The sequence below is a fragment of the Pseudoalteromonas sp. OF5H-5 genome, from assembly GCF_021530695.1.
Lineage (GTDB): Bacteria > Pseudomonadota > Gammaproteobacteria > Enterobacterales > Alteromonadaceae > Pseudoalteromonas.
The window spans coordinates 1-18,691 of record NZ_JAKGBF010000001.1 but is presented as its reverse complement, the minus strand read 5'-3'; the positions used below and the strand labels follow the sequence as shown (position 1 = coordinate 18,691).

Annotated in this window: 16 protein-coding genes and 1 other RNA gene; 3 read left to right on the top strand and 14 right to left on the bottom strand. The window is 41.0% G+C overall.

Annotated elements, in window-relative coordinates:
- Positions 1–12: 12 nt before the first annotated feature.
- The 14 genes from L1271_RS00085 to L1271_RS00020 form a co-directional block, all read right to left on the bottom strand.
- Positions 13–900 (bottom strand): copper resistance D family protein, encoded by an 888-nt coding sequence (locus tag L1271_RS00085; protein ID WP_235366702.1) that lies wholly within the window; start codon positions 898–900, stop codon positions 13–15.
- A 19-nt stretch (positions 901–919) separates the two neighbouring features.
- A complete protein-coding gene (locus tag L1271_RS00080; protein WP_010558032.1) occupies positions 920–1,267 on the bottom strand; it encodes a copper resistance CopC family protein in 348 nt (115 codons plus the stop codon).
- A 53-nt stretch (positions 1,268–1,320) separates the two neighbouring features.
- Positions 1,321–4,485 (bottom strand): efflux RND transporter permease subunit, encoded by a 3,165-nt coding sequence (locus L1271_RS00075; protein WP_235366511.1) that lies wholly within the window; start codon positions 4,483–4,485, stop codon positions 1,321–1,323.
- 14 nt (positions 4,486–4,499) lie between these two features.
- The gene (locus tag L1271_RS00070; protein WP_055022008.1) at positions 4,500–6,257 is read right to left on the bottom strand and encodes an efflux RND transporter periplasmic adaptor subunit; all 1,758 of its coding nucleotides are present in this window, start codon (positions 6,255–6,257) and stop codon (positions 4,500–4,502) included.
- Positions 6,257–7,684, bottom strand: coding sequence for a TolC family protein (locus L1271_RS00065; RefSeq protein ID WP_235366510.1), 1,428 nt, complete (start codon positions 7,682–7,684; stop codon positions 6,257–6,259). Before L1271_RS00065 ends, L1271_RS00070 begins: the two co-directional genes overlap by 1 nt.
- A complete protein-coding gene (locus L1271_RS00060) occupies positions 7,684–8,181 on the bottom strand; it encodes a DUF411 domain-containing protein (RefSeq protein ID WP_004589252.1) in 498 nt (165 codons plus the stop codon). The genes L1271_RS00065 and L1271_RS00060 overlap by 1 nt, the downstream gene beginning before the upstream one ends.
- Positions 8,182–8,288: 107 nt before the next feature.
- Positions 8,289–8,642 carry a hypothetical protein gene (locus L1271_RS00055; RefSeq protein WP_235366509.1) on the bottom strand — a complete coding sequence of 118 codons (354 nt, stop codon included), beginning with the start codon at positions 8,640–8,642 and terminating at the stop codon, positions 8,289–8,291.
- Between the two features lie 178 nt (positions 8,643–8,820).
- Positions 8,821–9,168, bottom strand: a complete 348-nt coding sequence (locus L1271_RS00050) for a hypothetical protein (protein WP_235366508.1) — start codon at positions 9,166–9,168, stop codon at positions 8,821–8,823.
- A gap of 13 nt (positions 9,169–9,181) precedes the next feature.
- Positions 9,182–9,499: a hypothetical protein gene (locus tag L1271_RS00045; RefSeq protein WP_045979610.1), complete on the bottom strand. Its 318-nt coding sequence runs from the start codon at positions 9,497–9,499 to the stop codon at positions 9,182–9,184.
- The gene (locus L1271_RS00040; RefSeq protein ID WP_045979611.1) at positions 9,496–10,533 is read right to left on the bottom strand and encodes a hypothetical protein; all 1,038 of its coding nucleotides are present in this window, start codon (positions 10,531–10,533) and stop codon (positions 9,496–9,498) included. Before L1271_RS00040 ends, L1271_RS00045 begins: the two co-directional genes overlap by 4 nt.
- A gap of 208 nt (positions 10,534–10,741) precedes the next feature.
- A complete protein-coding gene (locus L1271_RS00035) occupies positions 10,742–11,104 on the bottom strand; it encodes a hypothetical protein (protein ID WP_062566156.1) in 363 nt (120 codons plus the stop codon).
- A gap of 194 nt (positions 11,105–11,298) precedes the next feature.
- Positions 11,299–12,681 (bottom strand): PhoH family protein, encoded by a 1,383-nt coding sequence (locus tag L1271_RS00030; protein ID WP_062566157.1) that lies wholly within the window; start codon positions 12,679–12,681, stop codon positions 11,299–11,301.
- Positions 12,681–14,048 carry a PhoH family protein gene (locus L1271_RS00025; protein WP_235366507.1) on the bottom strand — a complete coding sequence of 456 codons (1,368 nt, stop codon included), beginning with the start codon at positions 14,046–14,048 and terminating at the stop codon, positions 12,681–12,683. Before L1271_RS00025 ends, L1271_RS00030 begins: the two co-directional genes overlap by 1 nt.
- 158 nt (positions 14,049–14,206) lie before the next feature.
- Positions 14,207–14,344: a hypothetical protein gene (locus L1271_RS00020; RefSeq protein WP_235366506.1), complete on the bottom strand. Its 138-nt coding sequence runs from the start codon at positions 14,342–14,344 to the stop codon at positions 14,207–14,209.
- On the opposite strand from L1271_RS00020, the gene rapA reads away from it, so the two are divergent.
- The 3 genes from rapA to ssrS all read left to right on the top strand — a co-directional run bounded on the left by rapA (position 14,343) and on the right by ssrS (position 18,377).
- Complete coding sequence (gene rapA / locus L1271_RS00015; protein WP_235366505.1) at positions 14,343–17,240, top strand: RNA polymerase-associated protein RapA; 2,898 nt, start codon at positions 14,343–14,345, stop codon at positions 17,238–17,240. The genes L1271_RS00020 and rapA overlap by 2 nt on opposite strands.
- Positions 17,241–17,343: 103 nt before the next feature.
- Positions 17,344–17,997: a bifunctional tRNA pseudouridine(32) synthase/23S rRNA pseudouridine(746) synthase RluA gene (gene rluA / locus L1271_RS00010; protein ID WP_235366504.1), complete on the top strand. Its 654-nt coding sequence runs from the start codon at positions 17,344–17,346 to the stop codon at positions 17,995–17,997.
- A gap of 197 nt (positions 17,998–18,194) precedes the next feature.
- Positions 18,195–18,377, top strand: a non-coding RNA gene (gene ssrS, locus L1271_RS00005) — 6S RNA.
- Positions 18,378–18,691 lie beyond the last annotated feature (314 nt).

Sequence of the window (18,691 nt, the reverse complement as noted above, 5' to 3'; positions counted from 1 at the left end):
CTCTTTTAGGTTTTAATTTGCAGGGCCAACAACACTAGTAAGCCCAGCCGTTACAGATAAAATGGCAAAAGCTACTAGCATTTCTATCGAGATAGATTTAGATAAAGCCTCTCTGCCTTGACTATTTTTAAGTTGTGGAACGAGTATTAGTTTATGTTTAGCAGCAAGTGCCAAAATAGACACTACAAGGGCCAATTTAAACAACAGTGTTTGTCCGTAACTTGAGCTTATTAGTGCATCAAGACTTCCGACCAATTGAATCACGAGCCAGAGGCCTGCTACCAACAATAGGCTCACTGTAAAACTTGCTTGTTTGCCAAAGCTTTCCATCAGCAAATGAAGTTCTGCATAACTTAGCTGATGGCAAGCCTGTTTTAGTGGCAATAACGCCCCAAACCACCATGCCATAACGAGCACATGCAAAATAAGCAAGCCTTTTTCAATTGTGCCTAACTCAGAAATATGACCCAGTAACGTGAATGAGTATGCAAGGATTAATAAACTCAACATTAAAGCGCTTTGTTTTAAGTACGAGTTCACAGCGAGTTTGAACCTTAAAGCTAAAGCGATTATTGCGGTAACTAGCCCAAGCGCTCGAAGCAAAGCTCCATTGCCGACAGAGGAGTCCCACATAATAGCCAATATATCAGCGTCTATCGCCCCCTGAATTCCCTCTTCTGCCATTGCACCAGTACTGGCAAAGAACCAAGTAATATTAGCGATCAAAGCCATAACTATATAAGTTCTTGTCCACGTTAAATTCGCTATTACAGCATTAGTATGAGATTCATTATTCTCAAATATTTGCCTGAAAAATGTATAACCTGCAATACAGGCAAAGCCGGCGTAAAATACAATTTTTGACAGTACAATGACTGTATTCCAGATATACATTTCCATATCAATCACACCGCCTATTTTAGTGAACCATAAAGCCGAAGCTATGTTTCATTTTATGACCATCGTTACCTAAGAAGGTTACATCCACAGCATAGTTTGCAGGAGCTAATTTAGGTAGTTTCCATGTAAATTTGCTAGTAGCGACTTTAGAAGGCTCGAATCCAAATTTAAATTCTTCGCCTTGTTTATTGGCCAATGAAACTTTTACAACCCGTACCTCTTTGGTGAACACCAAAGTTAACTCTTCTGGAGGATTCATTAGCATTGCATTATCAGCAGGCACACTTTTTTCAAGATGCACATGCGCAAATACCGCACTACTAAAAACGACACTGATTACGGTTAAAAATTTAATTAGTTTTTTCATATTTACCTCTATTTTAGTTTATTGAAATTGCTATTTATGGTTTCTTAACTTCGCTAAGCATTACTTTTTAGCTCCGCCTTAGAAAGCTCCTTGTTAAAGGCGTTTAATTCTGGCTTTTTAACGATTGAGTAAATTACTGGGAGCACAATAAGAGTGAGTAGCACAGCACTTGTCATTCCGCCTACCATAGGTGCAGCAATACGACTCATAATCTCCGAACCTGTTCCTGTACCATATAAAATGGGCATCAAGCCGATAATGATTGTTGCAACTGTCATCATTACTGGACGAACTCGTAAGCCAGCACCGTGCAATAATGCATCTTGATATGCATCATCTGAGATGAGTTCTGCTCGCTCCACCGCTTTTTCCTTAAGCTCAGCAAGTGCTTGATTAAGATAAACCAGCATTATCACGCCAATCTCAACCGCAACACCAGCTAGAGCGATAAAGCCCACACCAACAGCTACTGAGAAATTAAACCCTTCTAGATACATCAACCATAACCCACCGATCATTGCCATCGGCAAGGTAACGATAATGATAGCCACTTCACTAAACGCTCTGAAATTCAGGTAAAGCAGAATAACAATAATGGCGAGTGTTAAAGGCAATACATAGGTGAGCTTTTCTTTCGCTCTTTCCATATATTCGTATTGTCCAGCCCAAGTAATTGAATAGCCTGCTGGTAATGTCAGGTTATTTGCTAAGTGTTCTTTAGCATTTTCAACATAAGTACCTACATCAACGCTATCAATATCAATGAAAGTCCAACCATTGATTCTGGCATTCTCACTTTTAATACCCGGTGGGCCATTCTCTACTCGAATATCAGCAACATCACCTAGTGCAATGCGTTGACCACTTGGTGTTACAACAGGTAATCGTGCTAGCTGCTCAGGAGAATCTCGATAATCTTGCGGATAGCGCAGATTAACAGGGTAACGCTCTTGACCTTCTATCGTTTGTGTCACATTCATACCGCCAATCGCAGTAGAAACTACTTGTTGGACATCTTCGATATTTAACCCAAAGCGACTTGATTTATCTCGTGAAATATCAACCTTGATATATCGTCCACCTGCAACTCGTTCAGAGTAAACTGACGCTGTGCCTGTCACTTCTGGCAAGAGTTGTTCTATTTGTTGGCCGATATCCTGAATTACATCAAGTTCTGGTCCGGCGACTTTAATACCGACAGGCGTTTTTATACCTGTAGCTAACATGTCAATGCGGGTCTTGATTGGCATGACCCAAGCATTGGTTAAGCCCGGAAATTTAACCAACTTATCAAACTCAGCTTTTAACGACTCAGTTGTCACGCCTTCTCGCCACTCCTCCCGTGGCTTCAATTGAATAAAGGTTTCAATCATGGTTAGAGGCGCAGGGTCAGTTGCGGTTTCAGCTCGTCCTACTTTACCAAATACAGTTTCAACTTCTGGCACAGTGCGAATAAGCTTGTCCGTTTGCTGCAATAACTCTCTTGCTTTACCGATTGAAATGCCGGGATATGTAGTAGGCATATACATAAGGTCGCCTTCATCCAATGGCGGAATGAATTCACTACCAATTTTATCGACAGGCCAAAAACCAACGATAGTCACTAATACTGCTGCGACTATTGTCAATTTTGGAAACTTCATGACTTGCTTTAAAACAGGCATGTAGATAGCAATCAATAATCGATTTAACGGGTTTTTCTTTTCAGAGACGACTTTGCCTCGAATAAAGTAGCCCATCAAAACAGGCACCAATGTTATTGCCAAGCCTGCTGATGCAGCCATTGCATAGGTTTTTGTATAGGCGAGCGGTGAAAACATTCTTCCTTCTTGCGCTTCTAAGATAAACACAGGTAAGAATGAGACAGTTATGATCAGCAAGCTAAAAAATAATGCAGGGCCTACCTCACTCGCAGCCTTAGCTACAATTTGCCAGCGATTTTCATCTGTTAGTGGTGTTTTCTCCATATGTTTATGCATATTTTCAATCATCACTATTGCACCATCAGTCATCGCACCAATAGCAATAGCGATACCGCCTAAAGACATAATATTGGCATTGATGCCTTGCATATACATGATGATGAATGACACCAATATACCTAATGGTAGAGTAACAACTGCCACAATTGATGAGCGAAGATGAAATAGGAAAGCAACACAGACAATAGCCACGACCGCAAGCTCCTCTAGCAACTTGCTCCAAAGGTTATCAACAGCACGATCTATTAACTTCGATCTGTCATAGACAGGGACAACCTCCACCCCCTCTGGTAAAGAAGATTTGAGCGACTCAAGCTTTTCTTTTACCCCATTTATGGTTTGTTGAGCGTTTTCACCAAAGCGCATAACGACAACACCACCAACAACTTCGCCTTCGCCATTAAGTTCTGCGATACCACGGCGCATTTGAGGACCAAGGTTAACGTTGGCAACATCACCAATACGCAACGGCGTGCCTTGTTCGTTAATACCAAGTGGAATTTTCTCTATATCACTAACTGATTGAATATACCCCGTTGCGGTAACCATATATTCAGCTTCAGCCATTTCCACAACGGATGCGCCAGTTTCTTTGTTCCCTTTTTGTAAGGCTATTTGTATTAAACTTAGAGGAATATCGTAAGCTCTCAATTTGTCAGGATCTACTTGCACTTGATACTGCTTAACCATACCACCAACGGCGGCAACTTCGGACACGCCCGGAACAGTTTGTAGTTCATACTTTAAGAACCAGTCTTGAATGCTTCTTAATTGGCTTAGATCATGGTTTCCAGACTTATCTGTTAAAGCGTAAATGTATACCCAACCCACACCTGTTGCATCAGGTCCTAATTGAGGTTTTGCCGAATCAGGCAGGCTTGATGCTACTTGGCTTAAGTATTCAAGTACTCGGCTTCTAGCCCAATACAAATCAGTATCATCATCAAAAATAATGTAGACGTAGGAATCACCAAAGAATGAGTAACCACGAACAGTTTGCGCCCCCGGCACTGATAGCATCGCTGTAGTAAGTGGAAATGTCACTTGATCCTGCACAACTTGTGGTGCCTGTCCCGGATAACTCGTCTTAATTATCACCTGCACATCAGAAAGATCTGGGAGTGCATCTACTGGCGTTTTTTGTAATGAATACAAACCACCAAACGCGATAATTAAGGTAATCAACAAAACAAAGAAACGATTGCCGATAGACCATCTAATAATTGATTCAATCATTATTTTTCTCCCACTTAATGATTAGAATGATCAACAGCAGCTTTATTTTCCTTGCCGTGTTGTTCATCTGATTCAAGAGAGATTTCAGTGATAACTAAGTCATCCCTAACCTCAAAAGTGAAAGTGACATTATCACCAACATTGAAATCAACTATTTCTATATTGTCCGCGACGATAAAATCCATCGTCGCAGCAGGTCTATCCCACTTCTCTATTGGGCCTCGGCTAATATTTAGAATCCGTGTATCAATATCAATCGCATTAATTAAACCTGATACTGTTGCTGATGATACTTCTTCACTCATATCAGCAGGCTCACTCATGATATGAATTCCAGTAACTTCATATCCACCCTCTTCGGTTTTGCTCACTTCAAAGTGCAAAGATTGACCAGACTTCAGTGAATCAATATCTACCTTTTCACCTACATCGAAGTCCATTGTCATTTCAGGCCAATCCCAAGCCTCAGCAGGACCATGAGTAATATTAACCATACGATGTCCCGCCATGACGCTGTTGATTTCGCCTTCCATCCAAACAGAGCTAGGCACTTCGTCATGAGTCATTCGTTTAAAATCAGAGTTTTTACTTGATTCAGAATCAATCAAGAATTGAGCAGATGTCACCACAACATCATCTTCATTAAGACCCTCTAAGATTTCGATACTATCGATATCAACCCGGCCAATTGTCACTTCGATAGACTTAAATTGCCCATCCCCCAAGGCAAGTACAACTCTGTCTTGTTTACCTGTGCGAATGACGGCTTCTTTAGGTACGAGTATCGTGCTATCAGCTTGATTAGCGTGAATAGAGACTTGTGCAAACATGTTTGGTTTTAATTGATAGTCTGGGTTGTCAAACTTCAGTCTCACTCTGAGTGTGCGTGTTTTACTATTCAATGTTGGATAAACATAATCAACGACACCAGCCCAGTCCTCTCCGGGTAAATAATCCAGTGTCATTGATACAGGCAGTCCTTCTTTAATTAAGGCTGCGTCACGTTCAAACACTTCTGCTTCAACCCAAACTTGATCTAGTTGACCAATGCTTAATAAGGTGTTTCCCGGCTTGACATAAAAGCCTTCTCTAATCTTCAAACCGTCAACAACACCTGCTTGTGGTGAATAAAAGGTGATGGTTTGCTGAACTTTTCTAGTCTTTTCTAGCTTTTGAATGAAATCTGCTGAAAGCTGTAACGCTTTAAGGCGATCTTTCGCCGCCGAAATTAAGGAACTATTGTCGCGCTTTAAAGCTATTAAAAGTTCTTCTTGCGCGTTAACTAACTGAGGAGAATACAGTGTATAAAGAGGCTGCCCTTTCTCTACAGGGTTACCTGCCGCTTTGACATAGAGTTTTTCAATCCAACCATCAACACGTGGGTGGATATGAATTAGCTTATCTTCATCATATTGAACGTAACCAACCGTTGATATTTCAGTATGCATATTTTTCAGCTCAACAGGTGCAGTGCGAACCCCTAGGTTATTCACTACATGAGGCGCAATTTTTACTGCTCCGGGACCAAAATCATCACCAGATGATTCTTCCTCATACACAGGAATTAAATCCATCCCCATAGGCGACTTACCGGGCTTGTCCCGGCGGTAATTAGAATCCATCGGTGCAACCCAATACAGAGGCTTTTTCTCTGCTGATGTTGTTTCATCTGTATTACTGTTTGACCCTGCACCTTGATATAAGCTCAATACTCCTGCGCCTAGCGCAGCACCAATGATGATGGCAATAATTGTTTTAGTATTCGTTGACATTATTTTTCTCCAAATTGCTGATTGGATAAGTGCTGATTAGTTTTGTGTGAAGTTTGCATCGACTTATGTTCAGCATTTGAGTTAGATTGAGAACGTGCAAAGAAATAGTTGATACGAGCAACTGTTTTAAGTGCGTCAACATCAATTCTTAAGGCTGATATTCTGGCATTTAATTCTGCGATTCTTGCTCGAACAACTTCGGCAAAATCGCCATCATCATTTGTGTAAGCTGTCAATGACGCTTCTGCTTGGTCATGAGTTTGTTTAAGGAGTTGTTCTTGATAGATAGATTGCCTATCAGATAAACGCTTAAGCTGTCTAAGCTCCTTTTCCACCATACTGATCATTTGCTTTGTCAGTAATAGTTTCTCGGTTTTAATAGTCTCTGAATCTGCAATAGAAGCTGCAACTTGCTTATCTTGTCTGTTCTCGGTGAACAAGGGTAAATCAAACGTTACTCCAACAGAAAATAAATCAGCTCGGCTATCACCAGAGGGCATATTGTCCCGATAGGCATAACTAGCATTAACACCCCATTGCGGTTCATATTGCTGTTTAGCTAACTCAACTGCTTTTTCTGAAGCTTTGCGTTTTATATCAATTGCAAGTATGGCTGGGTGATTCGAAAGCTCCTGAGCCAATAGATTTCTTGAGTAATTAGATGCTTTTAGGACTGTTGAATTGTTCAAATGAATTGCAGGCAACTTTTTAGAAACCCTAAACTCTAATGGTTGCGTATCAAAGTTAAATGATTCATTCAAGCCAGCAGCATCGTAGATATGAAGCCACTCATTAAGGCGAGCGATTGTTGTTTCTAGTTTCTGCTTTTGCGAAGTTAATCGGTCATCTAACTGCACGATTTCCAATTGAGCACGAATAACATCTTGTTGTCTGGTTTTACCAACAACATTTGAGTAGCTAGCTTTAGTAACTTCCGCCATCTGCTCAAAGAGCGCCCAATCATCTTCAATCAATTTAATAGTTTGTTGGGCTAAGTAAGCATCTAACCAAAGTTGTGACACTTGGCTTTTCAACTTAGCTTTACGATCCTCTCGTAACAGTGGAAATTTCGTGGACTCAATTTGTAACTGGTCTTTCTTGATCTCTAGACTGTCGCCTCTCGGAAACATTTGAGAGACGCCAACCTTTAGCTGAGTCATTCCTTCCTGATCTAAATCCCAAGTATCTGTTGGTAAATTCATTATCCCTAGCGATACTTTCGGATCAGGCAAAGTACCTGAAGCAATACTTCTATTTTCAACTGCACTTTGTTTCAATCGGCTACCATGAAGCCAAGGATCATTTTGCTGAGCTAAGGTGATAGCTTGTTCAAGCGACACTACTTTCTCAGCTTGAGCTGAGAATACAGATAAGCCGAGTATTAATGCAGTTGAAAGTGAAGTAAGGTTTGAAGAGTTCAATTTCATTAGAATTGCTCCTCGTATGTCTTAACTTTTGCATAGACTTTGCTCGTTCCATCTTTAAATAGAATTAACACGTTGTATGGCATAAAGCGGTCATCGACTTCCATACCGGGAGAGCCAACTGGCATTGCTGGAACTGAAAGCCCAATCGCATTGGGATGTTCTTCTGATAAGAACTGCTGAATAAATTTAGCTGGTATATGACCTTCAAAGGCAAATCCATTTCTACTCACTGCCGTGTGGCATGAACGGTAATTAGGTTTGATACCATACTTAGTTTTGATGTTGCCGATGTTTCGGAAATCTTTGGAATGCGCAACGATCCCTTTGTCTTCAATATGAGTTATCCATTTTTTACAACACCCACAAGTAGGGGTTTTATAAACGATTAACTCCAAAGGTGTTACGTCGTTATTGTGTGCATGGTTATGTTCGTTGGCGTTTGCAAACGCAGGTGAAAGCAGCATTACTACTGCTATTTTTAAATACTTATTGATCATTTTTGCCCCCAGACATCGCTGGAAAATATCTATAGCGCTACGACGCTATATTGACTAACAGAAAAATTAATTACATGTGCGCGAAATTTAGACGCACTAATCCTGTATTAGGCAAAAATTGGTGGACGATAAAGGGAAGTGGAAATTGAATGAGGTTGTTTAGATTGCAGAGCAGCTACAGATTCACGCAATATTTGAATATCTGTCGAGTCAACACTGGAATTTAGGACTGTCGTAGATGAGCAAGCATTTGCAGGACAAATACATTCAACGTCACAACAATCTTCTGATTGACCATTACTGCTTTTATTCATATCACCATGATCCATGTTCATGTTCATGTGTGATTCGTGAGAACCTGATGACATTTCGCAAGGCATAGCAGAATACGCAAATGCTTGCCCTACAAAGGCAACCAGCATAAGCGTTATTACTAAGACTTTTGAAAATGCTTTAGACATAAAATTCTCATAAAAATATACATGGTCTATGCTAATACAAATTTTCGAATAAGTAAATTGATGTCATGTAAACATTTATGAATATTTGACTAACGTCAATTTTTTCAAAGAGGTAAGTGACAAATAATATGAATTAGTGTACAAATAATAATCTCATCAGACTTCTTATCTTCGCTATTCAATGGCTTTTATTTTGAGACTTAAGTTGCTCTCTCATTTCTAAAACTCGATCTGCCGAATAAGCTCCTGCTCTCATAACAACCAGCTCAACAAACGAAATATCAATTAACTTATGGTCAGCATCAATCACATAACAACTCCCACTATGTGTGTATATTTCTAACTTATCCTCATCAGCAGATTTGCTAACAATCTTTGAAGTCACGATTTGCTGAAATGGCCGAAATCTGAATGTTTCATCGTCAATAACAACCCCTGACAAAAACTCCCCAAGAAATGATTTTTCAAAGTCTTTATAGTCATAGACCGAGAGTATGTAAGCATCCTTTAAATATGTTTTGTCCATTTGTTACTCCCTACTAATAGCCAGCAGGGAGCATTTCTCGCAACTCTAATAGCTCATTTGGAGAGTACATACACTCATGCATTAAATTGAACTCAAATACATCTACATCAAACTTTTGGGGTTCTGCATCTAAGATATAAAAGTCAGCACCAAAAGTTCTATATTCAAGACCGTTTACTTCCATGACTTTCGTGGAAAACAAAGCCTCACCTTTTTTACCGTTCTTACTATCCTCAGCAAAAGTAGCGTAAAGCACCTGTTCAACCTTATCTTCTAAGTCAGATTTAATTGAGATAAGTGTTGCGTTAGTTAGTTTTACTCTTGGTCTCATGCTTGTGCTTCCTTCTTATCTTCTAGGCAAAACGGGCGGAAAAAACTAAGGTACTTAACTCCATTAACTTTTAGTAAATTGTTGTCAGCATCAAAATGTGACAGAACGCTAGACTGATACAACGAAATATATTTTTCATAATCGATGGTGTTAAAAAAATTGGTATCGACACGTCGTGCATGGAAAACAAGAGCTTGCTGATCGATACGAACAATGAACTTTTGATCACCATCTAGATTTTTAACCTGTAGACATAAATCAGGTTTGTGCCAATCAGATACAAAGGAAGGAATCAGTGGGAAGCCATATACCAAATAGCGCATACCTTCGATTTTGAAGGTTGTTGGATTGAACTGAGCCTTATTTACTTTGCCGCTACGGAATAATTCAAGTGTCAACACCAGCCAGTGCTCATGCTTAGAAAATGTATTTCCTTCAGAAATACAGCCTTCGAACTCACTATCATGGTTTACATGATTGATGTACATGTATTTTTTAATGTCATTCAAGGAAAGCTTTTCAACCGGAAACTTTGAAGCTATGAGCCTGAAATAACAACCATGAACTTTTAAATCTGCATATTGAACTATCAACGGATCATCAAAAGCATCGAAATATGGTCGCCACTCCAGCCTAAAGTCAGCACCAGTGTTTACAATAAACTTGGCATCTTCTGGCAACCCTAATACTTGGTATATCACTGAAACTAACTCTAATGTTTCGATATCTACCAGCATCAGGCTTTCAATACGGTTTGCCATTGACTCAATTTCTTTATGAAGCGATTCAATAATTTCTTGATCATCGTATTCATTGATCATTAAGTATTTCAGGGAATCGTGCTTTAGAATTGAATCCAGTTTTTTCTGTTCAAATGCTTCAGTGAGGCTATTATGGGTATCAGAAAAATGAGGGCAGTTATAAACACCTCTAGCCCACAGGCCTTGGGCGTAAAGATCAGGAAACTCTAATAACTCAGCAAACTCTTTTGCTTGTTTATTGAGTTTATTCTTTAATTGATAAAGTGAGATCATTTAGTTCTCCAAACAACTTTCTAATAAACAATGGCCTACCAACACATTGCTTTATTTATTGTTCAAATAACCAAATTTTTACGGATGCTCCGCTTCACTGTTCACGTTTTTCAAGGCGAAAAACATGTGTAGGCGTAGGCTGTCCGTTCAGCCTTCTTATTATAATATCGCCAAAAAACAAAATGACAACTTACGTATTTGTACAACTTTAGGTAGATATTTTGAGTTTGAACTCTGAAAAGCTAAGCCCAAACAAGGATACGACCATCTCTTCATTTATATTGGAGCCGGGAAATTTTTTTTCAAAATTTCCAATAATGCTATCTAGGTGGCTAGCTAATATTTTTACTAAAAATATTTCCGAGTTTGGTGAGAGTGCAGACAGTGCTATCATTGGGTTGTCAAAGGATTCAGCTTTTATTTTTACTAGTAAATCGCTGTAACTGTCACAGCCATATAGACAAATAGCTGCCCCTTCTTGGGCTTGTCCAAGGGGAATAGTTAATAATTTAGATAATCGTTTTGCCTGCCTTTTTATATTTACTAGCAGGTCTTCTTTTTTAAAAGACATCAATACACCAAAAAACGGCAACGCTAGGCCACGCACCTATGTCACTCAGTTTTTATGTGAATATTTAATCTTTTAGTTCAGAGTAAATCCATTTCGTCCTGTTTTCGTGGGAACGGGCTTCTCTGAAAAGCCACTGCAAAAAGCAGTGGCCATTGTCGCAATATTATAAGGAAATGTGAATGGTAGTTTGATGCCTACATATTCTTTTCAGTGAATTCAGCCAAGCTACTACGCTCTACTTCATCAAAAATCAGCACTGATCCTTTTTCATAATGACGAAACACATTAACAGCCGCACTTGCACCAGAAGAAGCAGGTGTTACAAACTTATCGTCAATCTGGGCTAGGTTGCCCAATACGATTGTCCGACAATTTTTCCCACCACGGCTTAACATGCCCTTGATTTGCGCTCTAGTCATGTTTTGAGCTTCATCAATGATTAAAACAGCATCGTCTATTGAACGGCCACGAAAATAAGCCATGCTAGTAAATTCTATATTGGCTTTTTCAATCACATGCTCGACTGTAGCGTAGACATTTCCTTCATGATTATCATCCGAGTGCATCGAAATTAATGCGTCAGTAATACCTGCCAGAAGAGGCATTGATTTTTCAGTTAAATCCCCCGGTAAGAATCCCGGATCGTCGTCCATAAAGTCTCTGGAGCGCACCACAACGATTTTTTTGTACTTTTTCAACTCCAATACTTGATGCAGCGCCGAAGCAACTGCCAAAAAAGTTTTTCCGGAGCCAGCAGGACCAAGGATGATATTTAAATCATAGTAAGGGTCTGTTAATTGGCTTAAAGCTACCGACTGACGCTGATTTTTAGGCAAAATGCCCCATACTTTTTCTTGTTTACGAGGCAATAGCTTTGTGAATACCTCAGTATCTGTTACTTCTGAAATTCGCCCAATGTGTCCAGCTTCATCGTACCAATACATGTTTGGCTGAACTTCATCATTAAATAGACTTATTGGGAAAGTATAAACTTCTCCTGAAACCTTGAAGTCTTTGTCTGATTTAATTCGATCAAAAAGATCTCCTTTAAAGGCTTGTACCCCTGTGTATAAAAGATCAATATCTGATATTTGATTATCTACGGCAACGTCTTCTGCCATGACCCCTACGGTTCGAGCTTTCAAGCGCATATTAATGTCACGGCTAACAATTATTACGTCTTTATTGAGTTCTTTTTGAAGATATAAAGCATAATTAATTATTCTGTTATCAGCATCACTTCCTATCCCGTGCTTTAACTCCTTAGCCAGATCCAATTGAGTGTCAATTCCAATGAAAAGCTTTCCTCTCTGGGCTGTTTCGGTAGATGGTAAAGGAATACCTATTTCCATTTCCTCGGCTGTATGTCCATTTATAATGTCTTCAAGCATTCTAATGCACATACGGGCATCGGCACTTACCGATTTATTAGTTCTTTCTTTCAGGTTATCAAGCTCTTCAAGGACAGTTAGACAGATGTAAATATCATCTTTGTAGCTAAAAATAGATTTTGGATCATGTACTAATGCAGATGTGTCTAGTACACGAGGATTTCGATTATCAATAGAGCTTTTCATTACGCAGCCTCCCAAAAGATTGAATCGTTGCTAGGCTTTGTGTTGTACTTTTCTTGTAAATTACAAATTTTGAGTAAAGGTTTATTGTTGAGAGACTGCTCAGAGTAGCTAAGGTAATCAATTTTTTTGGAAATTCTTTTTACTTTTTCTACAGGCCAATAAAAACAAGGGGGTAAAAACTTTAAAATATCCCCAATTCGGGGTTGTAAAATAACGACCGCATTTTGAATACTTCGGCCACGCATAAAATTCACCGATTTGAACTGAATGTTCGCCTTTTCCATAATATAGTTTCGGCTAGTCACTGGGCTTTCATCGTGTTTGTGAAGCACTTCTAAGGTATCTGTGATTGCCGCAAGCCAAGGGGCCATTTTCTCTTCTTCCGTGCCTGGTAAAAAGCCAATACTTTCAGCTATTTCAGGCGTATTTCGCGTCACAATTACCTTGTCGTAAATTCCTTTTTCGATGATCATTTCAAGCGCACTGGCAAGCGCCAATAAGGTTTTTCCGCACCCCGCAGGTCCTGTTAATATCACCAGCTCAATGTCAGTATCAAGTAATGCATCCAACGCCATACCTTGGTTGATATTCTTCGGTTTCACTCCCCATGCTTGACGGTGCATCAAACGTTCAACGCCTAAGTCTTTTAATCGAATGTGCTCAGAATCGTATCCCACAACCCGAGCTGCGAAGTGATTAGTATCATCTATCAGATACTCATTACAGAACACATCTGGTACGAGTGATTTTGGCACATCATGAACCGTGTATCGCCCTTCCTGCTGCGTTTGACACTCACCAACATTTTGCCAAAAATCGCCTTCAACCTTTTTAAAGCCACTGGTTAAAAGCGCAATGTCGTCAATCAGCTGATCGGTACGATAATCTTCAACATACTTGAGTCCAGCGCCTTTCGCTTTCAGTCTCATATTGATGTCTTTGGTAACCAGCACCACTTTTTTGTCGCTGTACTGAGTTTGCAAATGTACCGCACAATTAATAATGCGGTGATCATTTTCGTTGCCGGGTAACCCGGAGATGGAATCAGGAAACAGGTGATCGTTTACAATAATCAATTTACCTGAACAAGGCGTTCGGTGACTTTCTATCCTCAATGTTGGTAGCGCTACCCCCTCTAGCATTTGCTCTGGTGTTGCATCGCGAAGCACATCATCTAACCCACGAATGGCAACTCTTGCGTCTCGGCTCACGTCACTCTTTCGATCTTTAATGTGATCGAGTTCTTCAAGGACAGTCATGGGAATCACAACATCGTGTTCTTGGAAGGAAAGGTAAGCGAGTGGTTCATGGAGAAGTACGTTGGTGTCGAGCACGTACACTTTATGGTCTTTGTCTTGTTTTACCATAGCGCATTCCTGTTGTTTACAGATTATTATGCTATACCCAATACACAACACTGCGGTTAATTATGTTTTGGGTATAGTTCAAGTTTAGTCTATTTGTCGCAAAAGTCGCTTTTATGACAGTAGAAAATCCAACTTGCATATTTATAAAAAACAACTAGTTAGCGATTGCCATGCCAACTAAATAGAAAAGGCGTCAGTGCCTGATAAATAAAGGCTTGAGTCACTGTTGTGTCTTGAACAAACCGACATGAATAGGTAACATAGCCGCCTTTTTTCTGCATAGACGAGATAACCATGAATTTTTCCTTAGGTCAGCGCTGGATCAGTGATACCGAATCAGATTTGGGATTAGGTACAATAGTGGCACTTGAGGGGCGTCAAGTGACTATTTTATTTCCCGCTAGCGGAGAAAACCGTGTTTACTCAGTACAGGAAGCGCCTGTAACTCGAGTTGTATTCAACCCAGGCGATGTGATCCGCCATGTTGAAGAGTGGGAACTACGTGTTGACAGCGTGGAAGAGCAAGATGGACTATTTTGCTATCATGGTACTCGAGTTGATAATGAAGAAGAGACTTCATTCAAAGAGACCTTTCTTGATCACTTCCTCAAGTTCAATAAACCTCAAGATCGTCTATTTGCAGGCCAAATCGACCGTTTTGATCGCTACACTCTGCGCTATCAAACTTGGCAACACCAGTTTGATAAAGAACAATCTCACCTTAAAGGATTGATAGGTCAGCGCGCTAGCCTTATTCCACACCAGCTCTATATTGCCGATGAAGTCGGTAAGCGCTTTGCACCTCGCGTACTTCTGTCTGATGAAGTAGGCCTAGGTAAAACCATTGAAGCGGGCATGATTTTACACCAGCAAATTCTCTCAGGTCGTGCCAACCGTGTGTTGATCGTGGTTCCTGAGAACTTACAACACCAATGGCTGGTAGAGATGCTACGCCGCTTTAACCTACACTTTTCTATTTTTGACGAAGAGCGTTGTAGCGAAGCTTATGCAGATGCACCGAATGTATTCGAAACAGAACAACTAGTACTGGTTAGCCTAGAGTTTATTACCAAAAAGCGCCGCTGGTTTGAACAAGCCACACTCGCTGATTGGGATCTACTGATTGTCGATGAAGCGCACCACCTGACGGTCACAAAGGAAAAGCCAAGCACCGAATATCAACGTATTGCTGAGCTTTCTCAAGATATTCCTGGACTTATCTTATTGACTGCAACACCTGACCAACTGGGTCACCGCAGTCACTTTGCGCGTTTACAGCTACTCGATCCAGACCGCTTCTACGACTACGACGTGTTCGTTGAAGAAGAAAGTCATTATAAAGAAGTCGCAGAAGCCGCGAACAACCTACTACAAGACAAAAAATTAGACGCAAAAGAAGAGCAAACACTTTGTACACTGCTAAAAGAAACCGATATTTCTGAGCTACTAGCAAAGGCACAAAGTGGCGATAGCGACGCCAAAGCTGAAATCTTGTCTATGCTACTAGACCGTCATGGTACTGGCCGTATTCTATTTAGAAATAGCCGCAGTGGCATTGATGGCTACCCAAGTCGTTTGTTACATCAATACCCAGTACCTTTACCGAAGCAATACAAAACAGCAATGTCGGTAATGGGTAACATTGGTGGTATTCAAAGTCCTGAATTTAACGCGATGCGTGCTTTGTTCCCTGAAAAAATCTTCCAAGAGTTTGAAGGTGAAGGAAGCAGCTGGGCGCAGTTTGACCCGCGCGTCGAGTGGTTGATTGCTAAATTAAAAGAGTTAAAGCACGAAAAAGTACTGCTTATTTGTGCCAAAGCGGAAACCGCAATTAGCCTTGAACAAGTATTACGTGAGCGCGAAGCGATTAAAGCGGCGGTGTTCCACGAAGGCATGTCTATCATCGAGCGCGACCGCGCGGCAGCGTTTTTTGCTGATGAATATGATAGCGCGCAAGTATTGCTCTGCTCTGAAATTGGCTCTGAAGGTCGTAACTTCCAGTTCTCACATCACTTGGTGCTATTTGACCTACCGCTTAACCCTGACTTACTTGAGCAACGTATTGGCCGTCTTGACCGCATTGGTCAAAAGCACGACATTAATATTCACGTGCCTTACTTTGAAAGTACCGCGCAAGAAGTATTACTACGTTGGTATCACGAGGGCTTAGATGCATTCGAAACCACCAGCACTACAGGGCAAATGCTGTATAAGTCTTTCTCTGATGATTTGTTAGCGCTGATCGCTGAACACAACTGTGACGAAGACGAATTAGATCCTCTATTGGAGCAAGCCGCAAAAGAAAACGCACAGCTGCGCACAAAGATGGAGCAAGGTCGAGACCGCCTACTTGAGCTTCACTCAAGTGGTCAAGGTAAAACAGATAATATCGTTGCTGAACTTGAAGCGCTGGATAACGACGTCATTTTGCCTGCATTTATGATTAATGTGTTTGATACTTTTGGTGTTAACCAAGAAGACAAAGGCGAGAATACGATTATTCTCAAACCAACCGAGCACATGCTAAATCCTTCTTTCCCTTGTTTGAAAGACGATGGCATCACAGTGACTTTTGACCGTAACACCTCACTGTCACAAGAAGATGCGCATTTCATCAGCTGGGATCACCCTATGGTCAGCGGCGTAATGGATATGATCTGTAACGATGACTTTGGTTGTGCGTCAGTGGCACTGCTTAAAAACAACAAGCTACCTGTCGGTACTTTCTTTGTTGAAATGATCTTCGTTGCAGAAGCTTCTGCGCCTAAGTCTCTTCAAGTAGGTCGCTTTTTACCGCCAACACCAATTCGTATTCTAATGGATAAAGGTGGCAATGACTTAGCCCAAAACGTGGCGTTTGATGCATTCAATCAACAGCTTTCTGCCGTTGGCAGACAAACCGGCAGCAAGCTAGTTAATGCGCTACAAAGCGCTATTCACCCGCTTATTACTAAAGCTGGCGATATTGCACAAACTCAACTTGAAAGCATTCAAGCCAACGCGATGGATAAAATGCAAAAGCAATTAGGTGATGAGCAAGGTCGTTTACAAGCACTTAAGGCTATCAATCCGAACATCCGTGATGAAGAAGTTCAAGTATTTGATAAACAAAGGGCTGAGCTGAGCACACACATTGAAAAAGCGCAGCTTAAGTTGGATGCGATTCGTTTAATTGTGGTTGCAAACCAGTAAACCTCCCACACCGAGAGAGAGCTGCGGCTCTCTTTCTCGCTACCGCTCACTTAGCAACTCATATATAATACCCGGCTTCGTTCTGTTCATGCTGAGGCAGCTGGTGTTACTAAATTACGCTCCCCCCCTTTCTCCCTATCTTGATATTTTGTACCAAGATGAAGATATGCTGGTGATCAACAAACCAAGCGGGTTACTCACCGTACCTGGTAAAGATCCAAAGCATTGGGACAGCGCTATCGCCAGAGTGAATTTTGTCTACCCTACGGCAAGAATTGTGCATCGCCTTGATATGGCAACATCCGGCGTGCTGTGCCTTGCTATGAATAAAGCAGCGCATCGCCATCTAAGTATTCAATTTCAAGACCGGTTAACCCACAAACACTACATCGCCCGGGTTCATGGCAAATTACAACAGCAAACGGGTTCTGTTGATTTACCGCTGGTGTGTGATTGGCCTAACCGCCCTAAGCAAATGGTTTGTCATGAGACCGGAAAACCTTCATTAACGCATTTTGAAGTTATGGAATATGAAGCACAAGCAACACGCGTAAAGCTAACCCCCATCACAGGACGCTCTCATCAACTCAGAGTACATATGCTTTCGCTTGGACACGTTATCCTAGGTGATAGACTATACGCTACGGGAGAGGCGTTAGCGGCGGCTTCACGTCTACAGTTGCATGCAGAGATGCTACAAATTTCACATCCAACAACTGCAGAGATGATGACCTTTACTGCACCGGTTCCTTTCTAAGTAACCTGTTTACTCTGTTAGTTTGAAACGGTCCAGAAGCTGTGGCCTTCGAAAAATTAAGCAAATTTAGCGTTGCCAGCAAACGCTCAGATTAACGTTTGCTTAGTCACTAAACAAAGCGAGTAAAAAGCACGCGGTTAACACATAAATTGCATTACTATGGTTTCGTGATCGGCAGATGTTTTATATACTGTAATTGTTCCCTAGCTCGTAGGACAGCTGATTAAGTCCCTGAGCCGATAAATTTCGTTTAGGATAGCAGTTTGTTTACTATTGAGCATGCTCGGCATGTACCGAGAAGCCTACGGTAGGCTGTTGCTCTCCGCCTTGAACCTCAGGGTTCAAGGGCTGACATCGGCATCCGCGAAGCCGGGGAACAACCTTTCCCACTCTACGCTTGTCATTGCCTCAGAGCTAACTCGCTTTTACACCTACTCAATAAACCGTATACCCAACTCCATACTATAAAAGCGGCCACACGGTTAACGTCGCAAAGCAAAAGAAATTGCGAGATAAACGCTAGAAAAGAGTCACGAGATAACGCTAGAAAAGAGTCGCGAGATAACTCTAGAAAAGAGTCGCGAGATAACTCTAGAAAAGAGTCGCGAGATAACTCTAGAAAAGAGTCGCGAGATAACTCTAGAAAAGAGTCGCGAGATAACTCTAGAAAAGAGTCGCGAGATAACTCTAGAAA